Annotated in this window: 17 protein-coding genes; 7 read left to right on the plus strand and 10 right to left on the minus strand. The window is 37.1% G+C overall.

Annotated features, from left to right (window positions below):
• Positions 1-2: 2 nt before the first annotated feature.
• The 4 genes from addB to PVV57_RS00610 all read right to left on the minus strand — a co-directional run bounded on the left by addB (position 3) and on the right by PVV57_RS00610 (position 8,422).
• Positions 3-3,122: a double-strand break repair protein AddB gene (gene addB / locus PVV57_RS00595; protein WP_273717436.1), complete on the minus strand. Its 3,120-nt coding sequence runs from the start codon at positions 3,120-3,122 to the stop codon at positions 3-5.
• 457 nt (positions 3,123-3,579) lie between these two features.
• A complete protein-coding gene (locus PVV57_RS00600) occupies positions 3,580-5,154 on the minus strand; it encodes a peptide chain release factor 3 (protein WP_273783237.1) in 1,575 nt (524 codons plus the stop codon).
• On the minus strand, positions 5,154-6,815 hold the full coding sequence (locus PVV57_RS00605) for a lysine--tRNA ligase (RefSeq protein ID WP_273783238.1): 1,662 nt from the start codon (positions 6,813-6,815) through the stop codon (positions 5,154-5,156). Before PVV57_RS00605 ends, PVV57_RS00600 begins: the two co-directional genes overlap by 1 nt.
• A 371-nt stretch (positions 6,816-7,186) precedes the next feature.
• Positions 7,187-8,422, minus strand: coding sequence for an argininosuccinate synthase (locus PVV57_RS00610; RefSeq protein WP_273783240.1), 1,236 nt, complete (start codon positions 8,420-8,422; stop codon positions 7,187-7,189).
• Between the two features lie 166 nt (positions 8,423-8,588).
• On the opposite strand from PVV57_RS00610, the gene PVV57_RS00615 reads away from it, so the two are divergent.
• Positions 8,589-9,230, plus strand: a complete 642-nt coding sequence (locus tag PVV57_RS00615) for a LysE family translocator (protein ID WP_273717432.1) — start codon at positions 8,589-8,591, stop codon at positions 9,228-9,230.
• Between the two features lie 701 nt (positions 9,231-9,931).
• Here PVV57_RS00615 and rlmN read toward each other — a convergent pair.
• The 6 genes from rlmN to lptC form a co-directional block, all read right to left on the minus strand.
• Positions 9,932-11,158, minus strand: a complete 1,227-nt coding sequence (gene rlmN / locus PVV57_RS00620; protein ID WP_273717431.1) for a 23S rRNA (adenine(2503)-C(2))-methyltransferase RlmN — start codon at positions 11,156-11,158, stop codon at positions 9,932-9,934.
• A 42-nt stretch (positions 11,159-11,200) separates the two neighbouring features.
• A complete protein-coding gene (locus PVV57_RS00625) occupies positions 11,201-11,704 on the minus strand; it encodes an invasion associated locus B family protein (RefSeq protein WP_273717540.1) in 504 nt (167 codons plus the stop codon).
• 1,399 nt (positions 11,705-13,103) lie between these two features.
• Positions 13,104-13,568, minus strand: a complete 465-nt coding sequence (ptsN, locus tag PVV57_RS00630) for a PTS IIA-like nitrogen regulatory protein PtsN (protein ID WP_273717430.1) — start codon at positions 13,566-13,568, stop codon at positions 13,104-13,106.
• A 1,169-nt stretch (positions 13,569-14,737) separates the two neighbouring features.
• On the minus strand, positions 14,738-15,532 hold the full coding sequence (gene lptB / locus PVV57_RS00635) for an LPS export ABC transporter ATP-binding protein (protein WP_273717429.1): 795 nt from the start codon (positions 15,530-15,532) through the stop codon (positions 14,738-14,740).
• A 6-nt stretch (positions 15,533-15,538) separates the two neighbouring features.
• Positions 15,539-16,111, minus strand: a complete 573-nt coding sequence (locus PVV57_RS00640; protein WP_273717428.1) for an LptA/OstA family protein — start codon at positions 16,109-16,111, stop codon at positions 15,539-15,541.
• A 102-nt stretch (positions 16,112-16,213) separates the two neighbouring features.
• Entirely contained in the window at positions 16,214-16,858 is a 645-nt protein-coding gene (lptC, locus tag PVV57_RS00645; protein ID WP_273717427.1) for an LPS export ABC transporter periplasmic protein LptC, read from the minus strand.
• Positions 16,859-17,044: 186 nt separating this feature from the next.
• Here lptC and ihfB point away from each other — a divergent pair, with 186 nt between their 5' ends.
• The 6 genes from ihfB (at position 17,045) to PVV57_RS00675 (ending at position 21,646) form a co-directional block, all read left to right on the plus strand.
• Entirely contained in the window at positions 17,045-17,323 is a 279-nt protein-coding gene (ihfB, locus tag PVV57_RS00650) for an integration host factor subunit beta (RefSeq protein ID WP_026500856.1), read from the plus strand.
• A 7-nt stretch (positions 17,324-17,330) separates the two neighbouring features.
• On the plus strand, positions 17,331-17,627 hold the full coding sequence (locus PVV57_RS00655; RefSeq protein ID WP_273717426.1) for a lipopolysaccharide assembly protein LapA domain-containing protein: 297 nt from the start codon (positions 17,331-17,333) through the stop codon (positions 17,625-17,627).
• A 165-nt stretch (positions 17,628-17,792) separates the two neighbouring features.
• Positions 17,793-18,725, plus strand: a complete 933-nt coding sequence (locus PVV57_RS00660) for a class I SAM-dependent methyltransferase (protein WP_273717425.1) — start codon at positions 17,793-17,795, stop codon at positions 18,723-18,725.
• A gap of 2 nt (positions 18,726-18,727) precedes the next feature.
• Positions 18,728-19,576: an RNA methyltransferase gene (locus tag PVV57_RS00665; RefSeq protein WP_273717424.1), complete on the plus strand. Its 849-nt coding sequence runs from the start codon at positions 18,728-18,730 to the stop codon at positions 19,574-19,576.
• Positions 19,573-20,076, plus strand: a complete 504-nt coding sequence (gene lspA / locus PVV57_RS00670; protein WP_273717423.1) for a signal peptidase II — start codon at positions 19,573-19,575, stop codon at positions 20,074-20,076. The genes PVV57_RS00665 and lspA overlap by 4 nt, the downstream gene beginning before the upstream one ends.
• A 796-nt stretch (positions 20,077-20,872) precedes the next feature.
• A complete protein-coding gene (locus PVV57_RS00675) occupies positions 20,873-21,646 on the plus strand; it encodes a Bax inhibitor-1/YccA family protein (protein WP_273717422.1) in 774 nt (257 codons plus the stop codon).
• The last annotated feature ends 10 nt before the right edge of the window (positions 21,647-21,656 follow it).

Consider the following 21,656-nt stretch of genomic DNA (forward strand, 5'->3'; position numbering starts at 1 on the left):
GATTACTCTTCTTTATAAAAACCACTTGACCATTCCCACAACCGTGCCAAATGGTCGTAGTCACCCTCATATCGTTTTTCCATGGGAACAGCATGTGAAAGATAGCCTTGTTGTGGATTTTGATAATACGTTATAAGTGCAATAAGATTTTTCCATGCAATTTCACCAAGATTAACTGCACTTAAGTGGGTTTCTCCTTCTCCTTTACTTAAAAGAATGGATTGGGATTTAATTTCACCTTTTCCGTTTAGGGGAATGTAAAATAAATTTGAGGGGGTAAGATCTTGAAAATCTGGAAATGCCCCTTCCATCAGCAAAGCTGTTTCTAAAGCCAATTGTGGAAATAATAATTCACGAACCTGTTTTGATGAAGGAGGCGTTCCAGTTTTGAAATCTAGAATTTCAACCGCTCTGTCTGGCAAGACATCAAGACGATCAGCACGCCCTGAAAGGGTTACTCCTGTTGTTCCTATAGGTATTTTTTCTGAGACCACTTCAGCATATCGCTCTCGCGGCCCTAAACTTTGTTCCCACTGAATAAGGCGTGGAGCAAGATTTTCAAAAATGTTCCACCAAATAGCTTCAATATCGGGTGGAAAATTGAATTTATCAAATTCTTTACGTCCAATGGCAAGTAGGACATCTAAAGCATTTGCGGCATTTGGATTTTTTATTTGTGTGCAAAAAGCTGCAAGAATAGCGTGATAAAGTATTCCGCGCTCAATAGCGCTAGGGTCGTGAATAAGTGGTTTAAGTGGTTTCAGTCGTAAGATTTTTTTGGCATAAATAGCATAAGGATCATAGCGCAATGTTTCTATTTCAGTGACTGAAAAATGACGCGGACGTACATCAAGGGGTGGTGCGGGACAAGGTCGTTCCACATCAAAAATCATGCTGGTATGATCAAGCATCCTTGTCCAATGGCGTAGTATTTCACCTCGTGCACGGATTTGTTCCCAAGCCTTTTTTCCTACAACTGTTTCTATGCGTTGTAGCCAGCGTGAAGGAATAGAAGGCGTATGATTAACACGCAATGCGCGACTCATCACCACTTTATCCATTCCCATAGCCCATTGAAAATCATGGGCGGAAATACCAATACGCTGCTCTGGTGGTTCTAGAGTTAACATCATTTTCATCGGTCGCGATAAAAAAGCATCATTCCGGATTGATATCGGCCATGACCCTTCATTAAGACCGCCAATAACCACTGTATCAACCGTTTGCAAACGTGATTCCAAAGTACCCCAGATGAATAAACGTGAATGTCCTCCAGGCGAAGGTGTAACGGAACGCGTTGCGATCAATGCAGAAAACATAGCGGGCCATTCGCAAAGATGAAATGTTAATCTTGATTGATCACTGACCAATTCCCGTAAAAATTTTGATAGAGTTTGTCCTGCTTCGTGTCGATAAAGATGAGCAAGAGAATTATCCTCATTGCGCCCAAAATTTTCAAAAACCTCAACAGTTGCTATCGCAGCTTCGTTGATGGTGCATTCTTTCTCTTGTTTCATGAGAGAGGCTAAAGGTTCAACAGCCTTCTTCAAAAGATGACACAGGAGACGTGCTTCCTCAAATTTCTGCTGATCAAGGGCATTAATTTCAGAACGAGCATGGGAATAGGTTTCAATCCATTTTTCAAGAAATTGATCACATTCGCAAAGATTGATACGCCCCGTGTTCCCTCGAAGAACAAAAAGTTCAAAATTTTCTGCCATTTCGCGTAAGCAATGACGATTTTGTTGGAGTGTTGTCAGTGGATGTTTAAGAAGAGAAAGAAAAGCAATGGGATCATCAGGTTGCAACACATTTTCTAAGATCAGTCGCAAGAGCGTTACAGGCAATGTTTGTGCAAGTGGTATTCCCCCTGAATCATTTGCTTCAATGCCAAATCGCTGTAATTCCGCAGCAACACGGCGAGCTAAATTACGGTCATTTGTAATAAGGGCTGCAGTTTTTTGGGGCTCTTCAATAGCCTTGCGTAAAGCAACAGCGATAGCGAGAGCCTCTTCACGTTCATTTATAGCTTCAATAAATGACCAATCTGCACAAATATCCTCATAATCATCACGGACAATTTGTATCCATTTGTCTGTCGTAGAAGCTGGTCGGAGTGCTTCCGATAAAAGAGCCATTCGCCTTTTCTTTGTGCTATTCTGTTGGCCAATTTCGCAAACATGGTCGCGTTGACAGTCCATGAGAGTTAGAAGTTTTTTTAAATGATATTGAGGATGGCTAAAAATATTTTCTGCATGATCAAAAAAATCACAAGCTGTTTTTTCTTTATTGCTTGTGCTGAGTGCATTCCATTGTTCTTCATCCATATGAAGATCAAGACCAGGAAGAACAACAGCCCCTTTTGGTAGAGAGGCTATAACCTTTAAAAGATGAGAAACTGCGGGAATAGAACCGGACACACCAGCCGCAATGATCGGTTTATCAGGCTGCGTACGTCGTAAAGTCTCTGCATGCATTGTAAGTGCTTGATTACGCCATTCAGCAGGATTACTTCGCTGCCTTTCTATCAAGATTTGTGGCCAATTTTGCGTAACAATAGTCAGAAAATCGAGTGTTATTTGCCACCATTCAGCAATCATATCAGGAGCAATATTTTTAAGTTTCGTCCAATCTGCTGCTTCTGTTTCAATTTCATCCATCAAATGTGCTAAATCTTGAGCAAGCCAAATTGCATCGGCACTATGCGCTGGAATAAGCACATCTTCTGTACCAAACATGGCACGCAGATGTGCAGGCAAACTTTCACGCCATGGACGAATAAGACGCGCTAAAAGCAGTAGGCGTTCGCTTTCTCCAATAGGCGGATTGAGAGAACAGGTATGATTTTCAACAAAAAGGAAACTGTCCTCATCGACATCTCCTAGGGCACGAATGGTTGGCAAGAATGTTGATTGTGTCTGGCTTCTTTCAACAAAGGCTAAACGCAAAGCCCGAGCCGCACGACGTGTTGGAACATAAATAAGGCTATCGGCAAGGGCTGTTTGAATATCTCCATTGGGAGCAAAATTATCAATAAGGGTACCAGAGAGCAGCGCATCAACAAAGTGAGGCAAAAAAGCCGTTCCAGGAGAAATAGAAAAGACACGTGGTTTATAGGTCATATGATCTCATATTTTGGATAACAAATTCCACCTTATTGATTATTTGCATTATTTTGACTGTATACAATTTTCATACAAGGAAAAACTGAAAAGCTCTCTTTATACAGGAGATTTTTAACTTACATTAAAAATATTGAAATATATGACCTTGTCTTAAGCCATTGTGAAAAAATATATCAAAACTTTTTTGATATTTTTCAACGAAGAATTTAGCTCCAGCTCGCCTTCTAACTCACAGAAGCAATATAAAAAAACAAATATTAAAATTTTAAAAGACGTTATAAATATATTATAACTTATTGAATATAAAAATTAACGGCATTTTTATATAATGCAATCTGAAAATGTTTTTTACAAACGCTATCGTTTTCAGAAAAAAATAGCAATATTCAGATCCCCAACACAATGTGAAAAATCATTATCAATCAAATTGTGACATAAAAGATTCTTCTTTACGTTAAGAGCGTACTTGATAATCTTTAAAAGCAGAAAATTTTATTTTAGGGGCTCTTTCTGCCTCATAATTCAATGAAAAACGGTTCTCCGCTAAAAAAACTGGATCACCTTCCAAATCATACGCAATAGCAGAGCGGTGATTGCTGAGAAAATTTTGTAACTCATCTTTGCTTTGTGCTGAAACCCAACGGCATAAATTAAAACGTGCTGGCTCAAAATTGACGGGTAAAGAATATTCTATTTTCAATCGTTCTTTTAAAACATCAATTTGCAAAGCACCAATAACACCAATGAGAGAAGGCGATCCATCATCTGGAATAAACAATTGTACAACCCCTTCTTCAGCCATTTGTTGCAAAGCCTCTTTGAGCTTTTTTGCTTTCATTGGATCGCCCAAACAAACACGACGCAAAATTTCTGGTGCAAAATTGGGTACTCCCTTAAAGAGAATATCTTCTCCTTCAGTCAAAGTATCACCAATACGCAACGTTCCATGATTAGGGATCCCCACGATATCACCCGCATAGGCTTGATCAGCAATTTGGCGTGAACGCGCAAAGAAAAATTGTGGAGCTGAGAGTGTCATTGGTTTTCCCGTTCGAACCAACTTTGTCTTCATACCGCGTTCAAGTGTTCCAGAACAAACCCGAAAAAACGCAATACGATCACGATGATTAGGATCCATATTCGCTTGAATTTTAAAAACAAATCCCGTCATTTTAGGTTCAGTTGCTATGATATTGCGCTGATCTGCACTTTGATCACGGGGACTTTGGCCAAAATCAATGAGTGCATTAATTAAATCACGAACACCAAAATTTCGTAACGCCGAACCAAAATAAACCGGAGTCATATGACCTTCACGGAAAGCTTGAAGATTAAAGTTTTTGCAAGCACTTCGGGCGAGTTCCACCCCTTCAATAAAAGTTGAACGTTGATACTCTGGAAGTAAATGAACAATCTCACTGGGATCTGAAACGATCCGCTGTGTTATCTCATCATCTTTTTGGCGAAAACGATTATGATGAAGATCAAAGGTACCAACAAAATCTTTACCCGTCCCAATAGGCCATGTTATGGGTGCGGTATCAAGCGCAAGTTTTTCCTCAATTTCATCTAAAAGCTCTATAGGATCACGCGCCTCACGATCCATTTTATTAATAAAAGTAACAATAGGAATATCCCGCATCCGACACACTTCAAACAATTTTAGTGTTCTAGGCTCAATCCCGCGGGCGCCATCCAATACCATGATAGCACTATCAACAGCTGTAAGCGTACGATAGGTATCGTCTGCAAAATCTTCATGGCCTGGGGTATCTAAGAGATTAAAAATATGATTTTCATATTCAAACGTCATCACCGAAGTCACAACGGAAATACCACGATCGCGCTCTATATTCATCCAATCAGAACGCGTTTGAATACGATCCTTTTTGGCTTTTACTTCTCCTGCAAGTTGAATAGCACCACCAAACAATAAAAGCTTTTCTGTCAATGTTGTTTTCCCAGCATCTGGGTGAGCAATAATCGCAAATGTACGGCGTCGCTTTACTTCCTGGACTCTTCGTTCCATTATTCCTCCATAGGTCGTGCCAATGCTTCGGCAATCAGTGCACGCATTTCATTAATCCCATAAAGCGCTATAAATGATCCCCATCGCGGACCTCGCTCTTGTCCTAAAAGGACCTCATAGAGCATTTGGAAAAAGACATTGGAGACACCAGGACCACCTTCAGGACTTTTTTTGCTATGATCTTGGTAACGTTCCGTTAGTCGCGCAACATCAAGAAGCGTATTTTGCAATATGTTGCCATCAAAAGTTTCAGGCAAATTGGCTAATTTTTCATCAATTTGTGCTAATGTTGCGCGTTCACTGTTATCGGGTGTACGGAATTTTTTGTTGGGTTTGACAAAAATATCAAAATATTTAATGGCAAACTTCACCAATTGATCAAGTTCTGGATAAGTTTGCGTATTGGCACCTTTAGCATAACGAGAAATAAACCCCCAAAGAACTTCTGCATTCTCTGCATTTGAAGCACTTACTAAATTTAAAAGCATGGCAAAGGATACCGGCAAATCAACCTGCGGTGGACAACCATTATGAATATGCCATACAGGATTATTAAGCCGTTCTTGCCAACTTTGACGACCATAGGCTGAAAGATGTGCATAATACTCATCAACGGCTTTGGGAATAACATCAAAATAAAGCCTTTTGGCTGTCTTGGGCTTTGAAAACATATAAAGCCCTAAACTCTCCGTTGGGGCGTAAGTAAGCCATTCATCAATGGTTAAGCCATTTCCTTTTGATTTGGAAATTTTCTGCCCTTTCTCATCCAAAAAGAGCTCATAGTTAAATCCTTCTGGAGGCTTCCCACCCAATACTTTACAAATTTTAGAAGAAAGATTTGTGGAATCGATAAGATCTTTTCCTGCCATTTCATAATCAATGCCAAGCGCTGTCCAACGCATAGCCCAATCGACCTTCCACTGACACTTGACCTTGCCGCCTGTAACCTCTGTTTCTATGGTTTCTCCTGTTTCGGGTTCAATATAAGTGACTGTTCCTTTTTCAATATTCCGCGCAATCATCGGGACCTGTAATACTTTTCCAGAAAAGGGAGAAATCGGTAAAAAGAGAGAATAAGTTGCTTGTCGTTCCTCACCCAATGTCGGTAAAATGATTGCCATCACCTTGTCATAACAAGCAAGGATTTTTAAAAGTGTTTCATCAAAACGACCCGAACTGTAATAATCCGTAGCACTTGCAAATTCATAATCAAAACCAAAACGATCAAGAAAAGCCCGTAAACGTGCATTATTCGCTGCTCCAAAAGAAGGATAATCATCTCCAAAAGGATCAGGTACACGGCTCAACGGTTGACCGAGATAATGTTCCATTTTCTCGCGATCAGGCACATTCTCAGGGACCTTGCGCAAACCATCCATATCATCAGAAAAACAAAGCAACTTTGTTTTTACTTTATTCTCTGTAAGAATATGAAATGCATGACGCACCATGGTTGTACGTGCAACTTCCCCAAAAGTCCCAATATGCGGTAAACCAGAAGGTCCATAACCCGTTTCAAATATTACACTATCTGGGTAACCTGTTTTTTCATACCGTTTGATAATATTACGTGCTTCTTCAAATGGCCAAGTTCTCGATTGAGCAGCCGCATCCTTTAATTCAGGCGTAAGGCTAAGGGCATCACACTGATCACGCATCATTATTTATCCTAAAAATTATACTTTTTCAAAATAGGGTGTATGGTTCTTGAATTTATTCGTCAATAATAGCAAGCAAAAAGATGTAAATTTCTTGATACTCTTGGTCAAAATACAAAAAACACCCTCGCTGTAAACATATTTTGTTCTGAGAGAAATAAAAAACATTGAATATTATAAAGCAAAATTGTCTTGTTTTGATTATCAAAGCCTTCTTTTCTCTTACCACGAGGCTTGCTTATTGTATTTATCAGCACAAAAGCGAAATCTCTAACAGTAAACGAAAGAACCTTAAGAACCAATAAACAAAAATACTTAGATAAAGTGTTTCATATAAAAACAATGCCCCATATGATACTTTTCAAAGTAATTTTTTATCTCTTTTCTTTATCACCTTGATGACGCATGGCTAATGTACGCAAACGCAGAGCATTTAATTTAATAAAACCTGTTGCATCTCTTTGATCATAAGCGCCTTGATCATCCTCAAAAGTCACCAACTCACTAGAATAAAGTGACTTTTTACTTTGGCGCCCTTCAACGATCACATTTCCTTTATAGAGCTTTAACGTAACTTCACCTTCAACATGTTCTTGAGATAAATCAATCGCTGCCTGCAACATCTTACGTTCCGGCGAAAACCAAAATCCATAATAAATGAGTTCTGCATAACTTGGCATTAATTCATCTTTCAAATGAGCTGCACCACGATCTAGCGTTAAAGATTCTATAGCTCTATGAGCCGTTAAAAGGATAGTTCCCCCTGGTGTTTCATAAATACCCCGCGATTTCATACCCACAAAGCGATTTTCCACCAAATCTAACCGACCAATACCATTATCGCGCCCATAATGATTTAATTCTGCAAGTAAAGTTGCAGGGGTTAAACTTTTTCCATTGATTGAAACAGCATCACCTTTTTTAAAGCCAAGAGTGATTCTGGTTGCTTGATCTGGAGCAGCTTCCGGCGAAAGAGTACGCATATGGGCATATTCAGGAGCAGGAAGGGCTGGATCTTCTAAAATCTTTCCTTCTGATGAAGAATGCAATAAATTTGCATCTACTGAAAAAGGCGCTTCACCTTGTTTATCCTTTTCTATAGGAATTTGATGTGTACGGGCAAATTTAAAGAGATCTGTCCGACTCTTAAAATCCCAATCACGCCACGGTGCAATAATCTTTATATCAGGATTAAGAGCATAAGCGGAAAGCTCAAAACGTACCTGATCATTGCCTTTTCCTGTTGCTCCATGAGCAATTGCATCGGCCCCTGTTTCCTTAGCAATTTCAATAAGGCGTTTTGAAATAAGTGGACGTGCAATTGACGTTCCTAAAAGATAACTCCCCTCATAAACGGTATTGGCCCGAAACATCGGGAAAACAAAATCACGCACAAATTCTTCACGCAAATCTTCAATGTAGATTTCTTTAACACCGAGCATTTCAGCTTTACGACGAGCAAATTCTAGCTCTTCGCCCTGCCCCAAATCCGCTGTAAAAGTTACAACTTCAACGCCTAGCGTACTTTGCAACCATTTGAGAATAATTGACGTATCTAACCCCCCTGAATAAGCCAAAACAACTTTTCTAATATTTTGCCACTTTTTCATTCTAATGCTCTATACAAATTGCTCTTTTTTTCTAAAAAATTAAAACGATGCAAGAAGTATAAAAATAAATTCTCTTTAAACAACATTAAAAAGACTCAAAAAGCATAAATAAAGACGCTTCAAAGTATAAATAATGAACATTACTTAAAAATAAGAGGAGATTGACGTGTCATTTCTACCGGAGTGGTCTATTGTTGTACAATTTGCTTTAGCATCGTTGATTTTAGCACTTATTCCAGGACCTGATATGATGCTTTCTGTAGGACGAACCATTACACAAAGCAAAAAAGCTGGAATTATGTGCGCCTTAGGAAGTGCAACAGGATTTGCCATTCAAGTTACTGCCGTAGCACTTGGCTTATCAGCGCTTATTTTTACTGCGCCACACGCTTTTGTTCTTCTGAAAATTGTAGGCGCCTTTTATCTTTTATGGTTTGCCTTTCAAGCGTTACGGAGAAAACCTACACTTTCCTTTGAACCAACATCTTCTAAATCTCAAAGCTCTAAACGTAACTATCTTGCTGGTATTGGAATTAATCTTCTCAATCCTAAAGTCATACTCTTTAACGCGACATTCTTACCGCAATTTATCAATGCGAATGATCCTATGGCAACACAAAAGTTACTCTTTTTGGGACTCTCTTATATTCCTATTTCTTTTCCCATTACAATTTCAGTCGTTTTTACAGCACATAAACTTACCAAAACCCTTAAACAAAATCCTCTTTATCTCCGCTTTCTCGACTGGCTTATTGCAGGTATTTTTACCAGCTTTGCCCTTCATCTTCTTATCGTTACAAAAAATTGATTTAAAGGTGTAATTTATCGTTTTTAATTTAAATGTGAATTCTAGATATTGTGAAACGCTCTCAATTTTACATCTGTTTATGTTGAATTAAACAATAGCTTTCTTGCACATCACAAGAAAAGCTTGAATTGTCTTAAACACCTAAAGCCTTTAAAACATTGAAAACTAAAAAATAGAATAATGGTACCAACTTACACCTTTATTAAACCTAAAAGTATGGATGGTATAATATATTTCACAGAGGCTTTTGTATTATACTCTTCACAGAAATTTTTGCGACATGGGGAGTGCATTAAGATGTCAATGGACAAAAATGGTAATTTATATTTTAGACACTCCGTTTTTTGTGTGAAGTGTAATCTTGTTAAAGAACGTAACAAACAAAAGCATGAGGCAATGTACATCTTAAAAGATATTACCGCAGATGCTTTTAAAAGTCATAAAGCCGAAGTAAAGAGTGTGAGGTGGAAATGTGTAGCCCTTGAGACTTTCCTCTAAATTAGGTTTCATCCTCATTTCAGAGATTATGCAAACGGACTTTATGCAATATCTTTTCCCCTATTGAATCTATAAAAGCTGAGATTGTTCATCTCGCACTGTTCCACCTTAAGCTATGTCTTATACATGCTTATTTTATGCGAGGTTTATACGTTGATTTACAGAAAAAAGCATAAGCTTTATATCACTGAAAACTGTGTTAACTAATGACCAATGGCATTTTCAAGTTTCAAACGTTCAGATTTCCGTAAGCGCTCTGAAGCCGATTTAAGCTGTCCACATGCCGCTAAGATATCGCGTCCACGCGGTATTCGAATAGGAGAAGCATAGCCTGCTTGATTAACAACATCAGCAAAACGCTCTATTTGCTCCCAATCAGAACATTGATAATTACTCCCTGGCCACGGATTAAAAGGAATTAAATTAATCTTAGCAGGAATCCCTTTCAATAGCTGAATCAATCGCTTAGCATCATCTAAACTATCATTGATATCTTTCAGCATAACATATTCAAATGTAATTCGTTTTGCATTAGACAAACCAGGATAATTACGACAAGCATCCATGAGTAAAGAAAGCGGATATTTTTTATTGATAGGAACAAGCATATCCCTTAGTGTATCGTGTACAGCGTGGAGTGAAATTGCTAACATAACACCAATTTCTTCTCCGGTTCGGATAATTCCAGGAACAACCCCACTAGTTGAAAGCGTAATCCGACGTTTTGATAAAGAAAGTCCATCGCCATCAGAAGCGATCAATAAAGCTTTTTTTACAGCTTCAAAATTATAAAGAGGTTCTCCCATTCCCATCATAACAATATTGGTAATTTTGCGCCCTTCAACAGGAACAATTGCCCCATCAGGAGTATCCTTATCAGGAAAATCACCCAAACAATCACGTGCAACCAACAATTGTGCCAAAATTTCTTCCGCAGTCAGATTGCGAACAAGCATCTGCGTTCCCGTATGACAAAAAGAGCAGGTTAATGTACATCCCACTTGCGATGAAAGACATAAGGTCCCACGTCCTTCTTCAGGGATATAAACCGTTTCAATTTCAACAGGCCTTCCAGCTCCACGCGCTGGAAAACGTAAGAGCCATTTACGTGTACCGTCCTTTGATATTTGTTCTCCAACAATTTCCGGACGTGCAATGGAAAAATGACGTTTAAGTGTTTCCTGCATTGCTTTAGAAATATTCAGCATTTCATCAAAATTTGAAACACCACGTACATAAAGCCAATGCCAAAGCTGACGCGCACGCATACGCGTTTGACGCTCTGGTACACCAAGTGTCTTCAAAGCTTGCACTATTTCATCTTGCGATAATCCAATTAAAGAGAGTTTAGAACTCTCCTTCACAACAATATTATCTGTTTTTCGTTCTATACATGAACCAACAGGCCTAAGATCATAGGAAATAGCCATTGCTTTCCAATTTACATCACTATTTTAGAAGTTATCAAAACCTTAATGGCACTTTTGAGCTGCATTTAAGGCAGCAGTGACCCCTTTTAAGGAATAAGTATAGGTGGTATGCGTTCCCCGTTTTGATATTGCCTTCACTGTCATATTGTTTCCAGCACGCATAGCAGAAACAAGCTGTTTTTCTAGCTCTGATGACGCCAACCAAGCTGAAGAATCCTTCGTAAAGAAATCAAAGTCCTTATCTCCAATGGTCACTGTCACTCTCGACCCTTCTTGAAGCGTATAACCAGCCATAAACTGCGGCTCAAACGAAAGAGGCGATTGAGAACGCTTGGTAACTAAGAAAAAATTATCACCATGATTAACCGTCGTTGGAAGAGAATTCAAAGGAACAGACAACACATAGCAAATCGTATTTTGGGACGATTTATAAGAATAGGCTCCCCACGCTTCAAATTGATTTAAACGGCTTGGCGTTTGTGCACACGCCACCCCACCTGTAACAAGAACCATTACAGATGCAGCAATAACAGTCTTTTTAAACATCTTCATTTAGCTCACTTCTTTAATCTTTAACAAGACTCTCTTCATTAGAAAAGTTCAAATAAAAACTTCTCGATACTCACGTGTAATTATCCTAATTCCTTCAATAAGCAAAATATTTTCACAGCAATCAGAACAGATTTTTACGTTCCATTGTGACCTTTTAGTCGTTACTAAAATATGAACTTTTTATTCAATAATCACATTAAAAAACAACATTTTTGATTTTATATCACTCATTTCGTTTTTGCATAAAAAACGTTCTCTTTAATCTGCTGCAAAACTTTGAAAATACACCCTGCACTCCAAAAGAAATTTCATAGCCTTGTGAATATCATTTCTCAAATCTAAACATTCAATACATGTCTGTCCGTAAGATACTCCACCTTCCATCCATTATAGTGTATTCATACCTCGTATTCAATATCGTCCTGATATCGCCTTTTCGTAATATTAAAAATATCTTGCAAAAATAATCAAATATTATCAATATATTAATCATAAAACATAGAGACTTTAAATCCTGTCTCAATAATGACATGCAACTTTGTTTGTTATGAAACTATTTCCCTATATCTCATCTCAAATTATTAATTTTTAAAATGATTTTAACCACTTACACAAGCTTAACCATATTGTTAATGCATTAGAGAATATCTTCCTTCCTGTTACAAAAACTTCTGAAGAATTCTTTTGTCTCGTTTTCTTATCTTATTTTTAGGTAATTTATAAATAAAAATATAAAACTTTTTTCTATAGCAGCTCTAAACTCTCCACCTTATCGTCTTTTAAACAACATTTTAATCAATTAAAGCATCATTGAATAAATTTTTCTATAAAACTCTTTCACCCAGCCTAAAGCTATCATTTTCATTCATACCGTACAAATTTGTTTTTTAGCATGAGCTCTATACAACAGTTGCGATCTAAACCATATCTATTAAAATAGCTGATCTCTTCCTCGCCCTCAAAGGACGAAGATTCTTAACCCCATCTGGCCTGTCAACAATTCGGATTTTGTTAAGCAAGCTCCTCTTGTCTTTCAATTCATGGAATTCTACAAGCAAGTCCTGCTTAAGAATATTTACGAGGTATCCTAAAAGCACTTAATGTATTAAGAAAACTTACATGCCTTATCTCATCATACCTCACGTGCTATTGTTTTACAGCATAAAAGGACAAAAGAATTCAAGAGCATAATGATTGGGTGCTTTAATATATGGGAACAATAAAAAATAAGTACTTTGTTTTTGTTGCTTGCGATTTTAAAAAAGATTCGCTTAGAAACGATTTTTTAAAATCGCATAACGTAATCTTTTGCTATCAGCCCTTTAAGATACAAATTATATTATTTCTACCCTCTATGGTGTATACCCCGCAATTTATACACTCATAATCCCTTTTAAGCTGCATTTGATTCTGAAGTTTGAATCAATAAAGCATAAAGCGCATTGGCATTATGCGTATTGCGCAATTTTTGCACAACATCAGCATGACGCAAAACACGTGCAATCTGTGATAAAGCTTTTAAGTGATCTGCACCAGCATTTTCAGGTGCCAAAAGAAGAAAAACGAGATCTATAGGTTCGTCATCGAGAGCTTCAAAATCAACTGGGCTTTCAAGACGTGCAAATATACCAATAATCCGATTAATATCAGGTAATTTTCCATGAGGAATCGCAATACCACCACCAAGCCCCGTTGAACCAAGCTTCTCGCGTTGCAAAACAATATCAAAAATTATATGCTCACTAAGACCTGTCAGCTTAGACGCTTTTTCGGCTAAAATTTGTAGAACTTGTTTTTTCGAATTAGCCTTAAGAGCCGGAATAATTGCTTCCGGTGCTATTAACTCACTCAAATTCATCCTTTAATTTTCCTCTTACACGCTTAAATGCTCACCAATAAACCTATAAATGGTGTCGATATTTAAAGTTCTTTCACTTTTCGCAACATCGCATGTGTTTTTATTTTTCAATTTATAACGGGTGATGGCTTAATACGTCTCATATCATTTTTAACAGAACAATAAATAGTGTTTAGCTCCTCATTAACAGCATGAGAACAGAAAAAAAGAAACGAAGTTGTTCATAAAATTAATTTCCTTAAAACACTAGAAAAGGGCATTATTCATAAATTTATTAAACTTGTCACAAGAGTTAATGTATAATTCCCCATTAGATTTTTTTCTTTCTTTAAAAATAAGTTCTTAATAGAATGAGAAGCATATTGAGCAAAATAGACCTTTAGTTTGAGAATTACTGTATAGCTTAAACAAAGCCTTATAACAAGAATCTAAAAGCTTTTAGAATTTTGATGATTATTTTAAAAGATTTATAGATTTAGCCTAATATTTGTCGCCGCGCTCCTATTTTTAAATACGCCACACAAACCAATAAAACACGACAATCCCTCTTAAATAAATGCAATATATAACGGATGCTCCAATTAAAATACCCGAAACAGCATCAGCGATATGTTCTTTGATTCGACAGAGAAAAATATGATAAATATCTCTCACCTTTCAATAACACACGCATTTATTTACAGCCTCATTTATCATTCATTATCGCGTTAATCTAGTGATATCTTTTCTATGATACAATCATAAGTAACCTCAACCAATAAAATAATAAACTCATCTTATAGTGATGAAGCCTTTTGTACCTCTCAATAAAATTTTTTAGATTACACTCATAAAAGAAGTTTTGGCATAAATAAGGAAATTTTCAATAATTCAATAATAATGTAAAGAATACAATCACCAGAAAAAATCTTATTGCATACCCCAATTAAAAAACTTTATCCTAAAGTCGTCTTCTTTTGTTGATTTACAATCTTTAAAAACATCATCAATAAAGGAACAATTGCCTTTGTTTCTGTAATAAAAATATATATCGATAATAATTCTTTATTAATAATCACAACGAAATCTCATCCACCTCCTTTGGAATGTGTTTGATTACCTAAAATAGCGTTTGTGACGATCATGTTGTTTCTGTTAAACTTAAATGGAAACGTAGGAAAGCTGTAAAATCATAGAGAAAACTGATTTCCCAAATAAATCCTGCGGACATCAACGTTGTTGATAATATCATGAGGACGACCGTGAACTAATACTTTACCGGTGTGAATAATGTAAGCGCGGTCAACAAGTCCTAATGTCTCGCGTACATTATGATCTGTTATTAAAACACCAATGCCGCGCTTCGTTAAATGACGAATAAGCTGCTGAATATCAAAAATAGCGATAGGATCAATTCCTGCAAATGGTTCATCAAGTAACATAAAATTAGGACGAGAAGCTAAAGCACGCGCAATTTCAAGCCGTCGACGTTCACCCCCGGATAACGAAAGTGCAGGCATTTTACGTAAATGATCAATTTTAAATTCATGTAAAAGGCTATCTAACTCTTCACGTTGTTTAAGGCGATCTTTTTCAACAACTTCTAAAACAGCTTTAATGTTATTTTCTACTGAAAGACCACGAAAAATAGAGGCCTCCTGCGGAAGATACCCAATACCTAAACGCGCACGTCGATACATCGGAAGATGCGTAATATCAAATCCATCAATTTTAATGGATCCTCCATCAGATTTTATGAGCCCCGTAACCATATAAAAACAAGTTGTTTTACCTGCCCCATTGGGCCCTAAAATGCCAACAGCTTCTCCCGTACGAATGCCAAAAGAAACGCCATTAACAGTTGGTCGTCCTCGATAAACTTTAATCAAATGACTGGCAATCAAAGTCCCTTTTAAGCGCTTTTTTGAAGCTTCACTTGCAAAATCATAGTTATCAGTCTGTTTTTTTCTTTTGATTCCAAACATGAAATCTTAATGGCCATTTTTTTGATTTTGTTTAAAAATAATAGAAACGCGACCCTTTTTATTAGTCGTCTCACAACCTTCTAAAAAAGCCTTTCCGCTTTCCATATTTGCCGTTAGTTTGCATCCTGTTGCTACATTATCACCATCCGTTAATACAACATGATTCCCTGTCAAGCTCATCATTTTTGATTTTCCATCAAAAACGCCTTTATCCCCCGTGGCAATTTGCGTAGCTATTTTTATATAAACCTTTCCTAAGGCTTCCATTTTTTGTACGCCCGACGAACCAAACAAAGCAACAGATGATGCCTTCGTATCTTCCTTGTTTCTATCCGTTCCTTTATAGACTTTATCGTAATAAACAACTAATTTTGCCGTCCGTAAAAGACGTTCACCTTGCACCACTGAAACATCACCCTTAAAAAGCGCTATCCCTTCTTTATCACGTATTTCTAAAGAATCTGCATGAAGTTCTACCGGTTCTTTGCCGTTTGATAGACTTATACCAAAATGGGTTTCTTCAGCATAGCCTAAAACCGTTCCTCCTCCTAACACTCCCATGCTAAAAGCTAACGCCATACCTATCCATCTTTTGTATGATCTCATTATTTCAATTCTTCTGTCTGTATAGTCACATACTTCTCTTTTAAATATCGTTTAAAGATTCGTATTGATATTGCGTCATTGCTTTTGAAGCACTAAATGCACACCGCCATGGAAATACATGTTTTTTCCTTTTTCTCGAATTTGTAAGGCATTGGCGGCAAGATGAAAACCAGCTCGCTGAATATTAACACGCTGATCTGTTTTTAACTGTCCCTCAGATAAATTAATATTAGCCGACATAAATTGTGCCATCATCCCATCGTTCGTCGTAATGGTGAATGGCTTATCCAACTGTAAAAAACCATGAATGTTATCGTAAACGCCCCCTTGTGCTGCGAGAAAAACCTGCCTTTGTTGACCCATAGATGTTTTAGCTGTGATGTTTTGTAATCCAATTATTCCAGAGCGCGTATGATCTTGAAATGCCTTTTCTGCTTTAAGCCAATAAGGTTCATGAGCACGCGTATAACCTTCTAATTTTGGATTGAGCATCGTCAAGTTCACCACTCCATTCTCTTCACTATTCAAAGGCATAGGATCAGAAGGAGTGGGAACCAAGAAAAACGTAAACCAGCAAAAAACCAGCGCTGAAACTAAGGCTAAGAGAGGTAAAAAAATTTTTAATAGGCTAATGCGACGCGAATGCCGGGATGCTTTTTTAAAAACATCTCCAACAGATGATTGCGTTGAAAAGACTTCATAATAATTGTGTACGGACATACTCTCCTAATCTCTTAAATATTCCGAATTTTTAATCTGTATAACCTTTATAAGAGGTATTTTCAAATTTTGTTTCTTGAAATTTGCTTTTTCTTGGTTTTATTTTGCTTTTATCTGTTTATATATTGTAATATGCATGAAGTGCACAATTATAAAAAAGTTTTTTGTGTGGAAAGTGAGGCTATTGTGGTTAAATCAGAGCTTGTGCAAATTATTGCTCGTCATAACCCGCATCTTTTTCAACGGGATGTGGAAAATATTGTAAACGCTATTTTTGAAGAAATTTCAACGGCACTTGCAAATGGCGATCGTGTTGAACTTCGTGGATTTGGAGCATTTTCTGTAAAAAGCCGTTCAGCCCGTAATGGACGTAATCCACGAACAGGAGAAGCCGTTGCTGTTGAAGAAAAGTGGATTCCTTTTTTTAAAACTGGCAAGGATTTACGCGACCGTCTTAATCAGTGAGAAACTTATGATCATTAAACGTATTCTTTTAACAAGTATCGGTGTGATTATCGCAGCGGTTTTGATTGTTTTTATCATAGCTAATCGTCAAATGGTTCCGTTAACCCTTGATCCTTTTCGAGAAAATTCTGAAAGTTTTACTTATCATGCTCCCCTCTTTATATGGCTCTTTATTTTCTTTGGTTTTGGTATTTTATTAGGAAATCTATTCCGTTGGTTTTCTTATTACAAATGCAAAAAAGCTCTCAAAAAAAGTAAAGCCGAGATCGAGAAATTGAAAATGTCTATCACAAATTTGGTGTAATGGTCTTTTAGTGAAGTCTTTTTCTCTCTGTATTTTATATTCAACACAGAGTTTAAAAGTGCTTTTTTCTAATGTTTTAATTGATTTTAGCTCTTTTGCACTTTTATCAAACATTTAAGAGCTTTATAATACAGCTTTTACACCTCATACACTGTGATACAAAACATGCCTGCACAATGCTTTCAATCCTTTCCCAATAATAGATATCCGCAGGAAAAATTGCCCCTTATTTTAGAAACAGGTGTGAGTGAAAATTATGCTCTCATTGATTCTGGTCATGGACAAAAATTAGAGCGTTATGGAGCTTATCGAATTATTCGACCAGAAGGTCAAGCACTATGGAAACCCGCTTTATCACAAAAACAATGGGCTGATGTTGATGCTATTTTCACAGGAAACCTTGATGAAGAAGGGGTTGGTCGTTGGCTTTTTCCTAAAAAGCCACTTGATGAAACGTGGCCACTTTCTTGGAATGGACTGTCTTTTCTAGGTCGCTTTACTTCCTTTCGTCATGTAGGCGTTTTTCCTGAACAAGATGCTCATTGGCGCTCTATGGAAGAACAAATTGTTAAAGCCGCACGTCCTATAAAACTATTGAATCTTTTTGGCTATACAGGTGTTGCCTCTTTGATTGGAGCACGAGCGGGTGCAAATGTTACCCATGTTGATGCTTCTAAAAAAGCCATTGCGTGGGCAAAAGCTAATCAGGAAAGAGCAGGATTACCAGATTATTCTATTCGCTGGATTTGCGATGATGCTGTAAAATTTGTCGAGCGAGAACTACGTCGTCAGAAAAGCTATGATATGATTCTTCTTGATCCCCCTGCTTATGGGCGTGGACCCCATGGCGAAGTTTGGCAACTGTTTGATCATTTACCAGCGATGATCACAAATTGTCGTAAACTTCTCTCTGATAAACCGCTCTCTGTTGTCCTTACAGCTTATTCTATTCGTGCTTCCTTCTTTGCACTTCATGCTTTAATGCGCGATGCATTTGTAAATCTTGGTGGTACAGTCGAATCAGGAGAACTCATTTTGCGTGAAGAAGTTGCAGGGCGCGCCCTTTCTACTTCTCTTTTTAGCCGTTGGATTGCTTGAACATGTGTGGACAAAAAACTGGTAGAGTGAAAGAAATTACCTCTCTTAGCAACCCCATCATAAAAGATCTTAAAGCACTTAGCCAAAAGAAAAACCGTAATCGAGAAAGTCTTTTTATGGCAGAGGGATTAAAATTGATCATTGATGCTCTCAATCTCGGCTGGACAATACAGACGCTTATTTTTTCTAAAAGCGAAATTGGTAATGCTACTATCGAAAATACTGCTGCACGCGCTGTAGCCAATGGTGGTTTTGTTATTAAAGCCTCACAAAAGGTTATGGAATCACTTACTCGACGTGATAATCCACAAACAGTTATTGGTATTTTCAAACAAAAATGGCAACCTCTTGAAATGATAAAAGGACAGGCTAAAGATGTTTACATCGCGCTTGATCGTGTGCGTGATCCTGGAAATCTTGGAACCATTATTCGCACTGCTGATGCTGTCGGTGCTAAAGGTGTTATTTTAATTGGTGAAACAACAGACCCGTTCTCACCTGAAACAGTTCGTGCAACCATGGGATCTATTTTCTCTATACCCCTTTATCGTTTTGATGAAAGCACCTTTTTAAACTGGTCTGCTCACTTTAAAGGTATGATCGTTGGCACGCATCTCAAAGGATCTCTGGATTATCGTAAACTTGATTTGAAAAATGGTCCTATCATCCTTTTAATGGGAAATGAAAAACAAGGGTTATCAGATATTCTGACAAGTCGGTGTGATAAACTTGCGCGTATTCCACAAAGTGGGCGCGCTGACTCGCTTAATCTGGCTATAGCAACAGCTGTTATGCTTTATGAAATTCGTCGCCCTTATTTAACACTGGAACCATGCGAGGAAAAAATATGATCCGTAAATCACTCCCTTTTCTTCTCTTTGGCTTAGCCCTTACAGTAGGACTTGACCAAGCTGTTAAGTACTGGGTTATGCAAAATATGCCTTTAGGAACAGAAATCCCTCTTATTCCTTTCCTTTCCCTTTATCATGTGCGTAATTCTGGCATTGCATTTTCGTTTTTTTCTTCCTTTTCTCACTGGGGAATCATTGCCATTACGATCATTGTGATTATCTTTCTTCTATGGTTATGGAAAAATACTGAACATAATAAATTTTTAATGCGCTTTGGTCTTATCCTTATTATTGGGGGAGCAATCGGCAATCTTATTGATCGTATTCGCTTTCATCATGTCACTGATTACATACTTTTTTATATTGATGATATTTTTCATTTTGCTATTTTCAACCTTGCAGATAGTTTTATTACACTTGGTGTTATTGCCATCCTTATTGAAGAATTGTGCACTTGGATGAAAGCAAAACGTCATTCCAACCATCCATCTCCTCATTGATGTTCTCATCGCCTCAAAAAAACAGAGATTTTTAACCATCATAAGTCTGATTACAAATTGATTTCTTTTGATCCATTTTTGCGGTTAATCGTTTAAAATATTTTTCTTTATGAGCTTTTATTTTCTTTTCAACTTTACATTTCCATCTTTGCTCAATACAAAAGAACTGACTTCAAATAGAAATCAATACCTCTTTATCTATATGTCCTCTATAACATCATGATATGAAAATATTTTACAGCATTTAAAATTCTATTTATTTGCTTAGAGTAATTGCTTTTCGTATATTTTTTAGTTTTTACAGATATCATTTCTTACAGTACTTTTCTTTAGCTTCGTTAAAAAATACTCCTTTTTTATTTTTAGATATTGTCTAAATTGCCAAGGGCTGTTGCAACATTAAAAGCTTATAAATAAACGATGATGCCAGCTTAATCCTTCATAAGCGTAAAGATAGATATTTTGTAGATGGGAATTATAGGGTTCCTGTGAATAATAAAAAGCTTCTAGTATCGTCTTTTTATCTTGCAAAAATATGGTAAAAAAAACGGAAATATTTTTCATAAAAATGAACCTTTTCCTTACCAATTTGTAAGGTTCCTTGCTTAGATAAATCTCTTGTAATTTTTAAATAAATCTCCATAATAAAGGGGAATATGCTGGAATTCCGTCAGTGATTCTGAAAGGTTTTTGTATTTGCTAATTTAAGGCTTATACGAGGTTTATCTCTGTAATGAGAGAGACACTTTTAAAAAAGTCAATATCTGACGGGACATATGCTAAAGGATTTTATATTATGGCTAATTTTAAAAATTTACGTTCAGCGCCTGCTTCTCATGCTGATGCATCAATTGATCAGGGATTGCGCGACTATATGTTGGGTGTCTATAATACAATGGCCATTGGTTTGCTTATTACAGCTGTTGCCGCTTATGCAATTGTATCATTAGCAACGACAACAGATATGAGCCAAGCAGCAGCTCAGATCAATAGCAGTGTTTATTTAACATCATTTGGAGTAACATTTTATACATCTCCATTTTCTTATATTGTTATGTTTGCACCACTCGTTGCCGTTTTATTTCTCAGTTTTAAAATTAATACATTGAGCACAAATGCTGCTCGTAGCCTCTTTTTTGGTTATGCCGCTCTGATTGGGCTTTCATTGTCTTCTATCGTTTTGCGTTATACGACAGAAAGTATTGTACAAACCTTTGTCATTTCCGCTGCAACTTTTGGAGCTCTTTCACTTTATGGATACACAACAAAGCGTGATCTTACAGCAATTGGTTCGTTCTTATTCATGGGATTGATCGGTTTGTTTCTTTCTATGATCGTGAACATTTTTCTTGGATCAAGTGCTTTGCAATTTGCTATCTCCGTTATTGGTGTTTTTATCTTTGCGGGTTTAACAGCTTACGATACTCAGAACATTAAGTTAATGTATTATGAAGGAGATGAAGGCGACACCAGAGGACGTAAAGTTATTATGGGTGCATTGAGTCTTTATCTTGATTTCATCAATATGTTTGTTTTCTTGCTACAATTTCTTGGCTCAAACCGTGATTGATTGCAAAAAT

The sequence above is a fragment of the Bartonella sp. AU15XJBT genome (assembly GCF_028618615.1).
Taxonomy (GTDB): domain Bacteria; phylum Pseudomonadota; class Alphaproteobacteria; order Rhizobiales; family Rhizobiaceae; genus Bartonella.

Excerpts from the sequence above, each read along its gene's own strand:
- PVV57_RS00660 (WP_273717425.1), top strand. The coding sequence starts at position 17,793 with ATGCCTGCACAATGCTTTCAATCCTTTCCCAATAATAGATATCCGCAG.
- ptsN (WP_273717430.1), bottom strand. The coding sequence starts at position 13,568 with ATGAATTTGAGTGAGTTAATAGCACCGGAAGCAATTATTCCGGCTCTT.
- addB (WP_273717436.1), bottom strand. The coding sequence starts at position 3,122 with ATGACCTATAAACCACGTGTCTTTTCTATTTCTCCTGGAACGGCTTTT.
- PVV57_RS00600 (WP_273783237.1), bottom strand. The coding sequence starts at position 5,154 with ATGGAACGAAGAGTCCAGGAAGTAAAGCGACGCCGTACATTTGCGATT.
- PVV57_RS00605 (WP_273783238.1), bottom strand. The coding sequence starts at position 6,815 with ATGATGCGTGATCAGTGTGATGCCCTTAGCCTTACGCCTGAATTAAAG.
- lptB (WP_273717429.1), bottom strand. The coding sequence starts at position 15,532 with ATGTTTGGAATCAAAAGAAAAAAACAGACTGATAACTATGATTTTGCA.
- PVV57_RS00675 (WP_273717422.1), top strand. The coding sequence starts at position 20,873 with ATGGCTAATTTTAAAAATTTACGTTCAGCGCCTGCTTCTCATGCTGAT.
- lspA (WP_273717423.1), top strand. The coding sequence starts at position 19,573 with ATGATCCGTAAATCACTCCCTTTTCTTCTCTTTGGCTTAGCCCTTACA.
- PVV57_RS00655 (WP_273717426.1), top strand. The coding sequence starts at position 17,331 with ATGATCATTAAACGTATTCTTTTAACAAGTATCGGTGTGATTATCGCA.
- PVV57_RS00610 (WP_273783240.1), bottom strand. The coding sequence starts at position 8,422 with ATGAAAAAGTGGCAAAATATTAGAAAAGTTGTTTTGGCTTATTCAGGG.
- PVV57_RS00640 (WP_273717428.1), bottom strand. The coding sequence starts at position 16,111 with ATGGCGTTAGCTTTTAGCATGGGAGTGTTAGGAGGAGGAACGGTTTTA.
- PVV57_RS00665 (WP_273717424.1), top strand. The coding sequence starts at position 18,728 with ATGTGTGGACAAAAAACTGGTAGAGTGAAAGAAATTACCTCTCTTAGC.
- PVV57_RS00625 (WP_273717540.1), bottom strand. The coding sequence starts at position 11,704 with ATGTTTAAAAAGACTGTTATTGCTGCATCTGTAATGGTTCTTGTTACA.
- lptC (WP_273717427.1), bottom strand. The coding sequence starts at position 16,858 with ATGTCCGTACACAATTATTATGAAGTCTTTTCAACGCAATCATCTGTT.
- rlmN (WP_273717431.1), bottom strand. The coding sequence starts at position 11,158 with ATGGCTATTTCCTATGATCTTAGGCCTGTTGGTTCATGTATAGAACGA.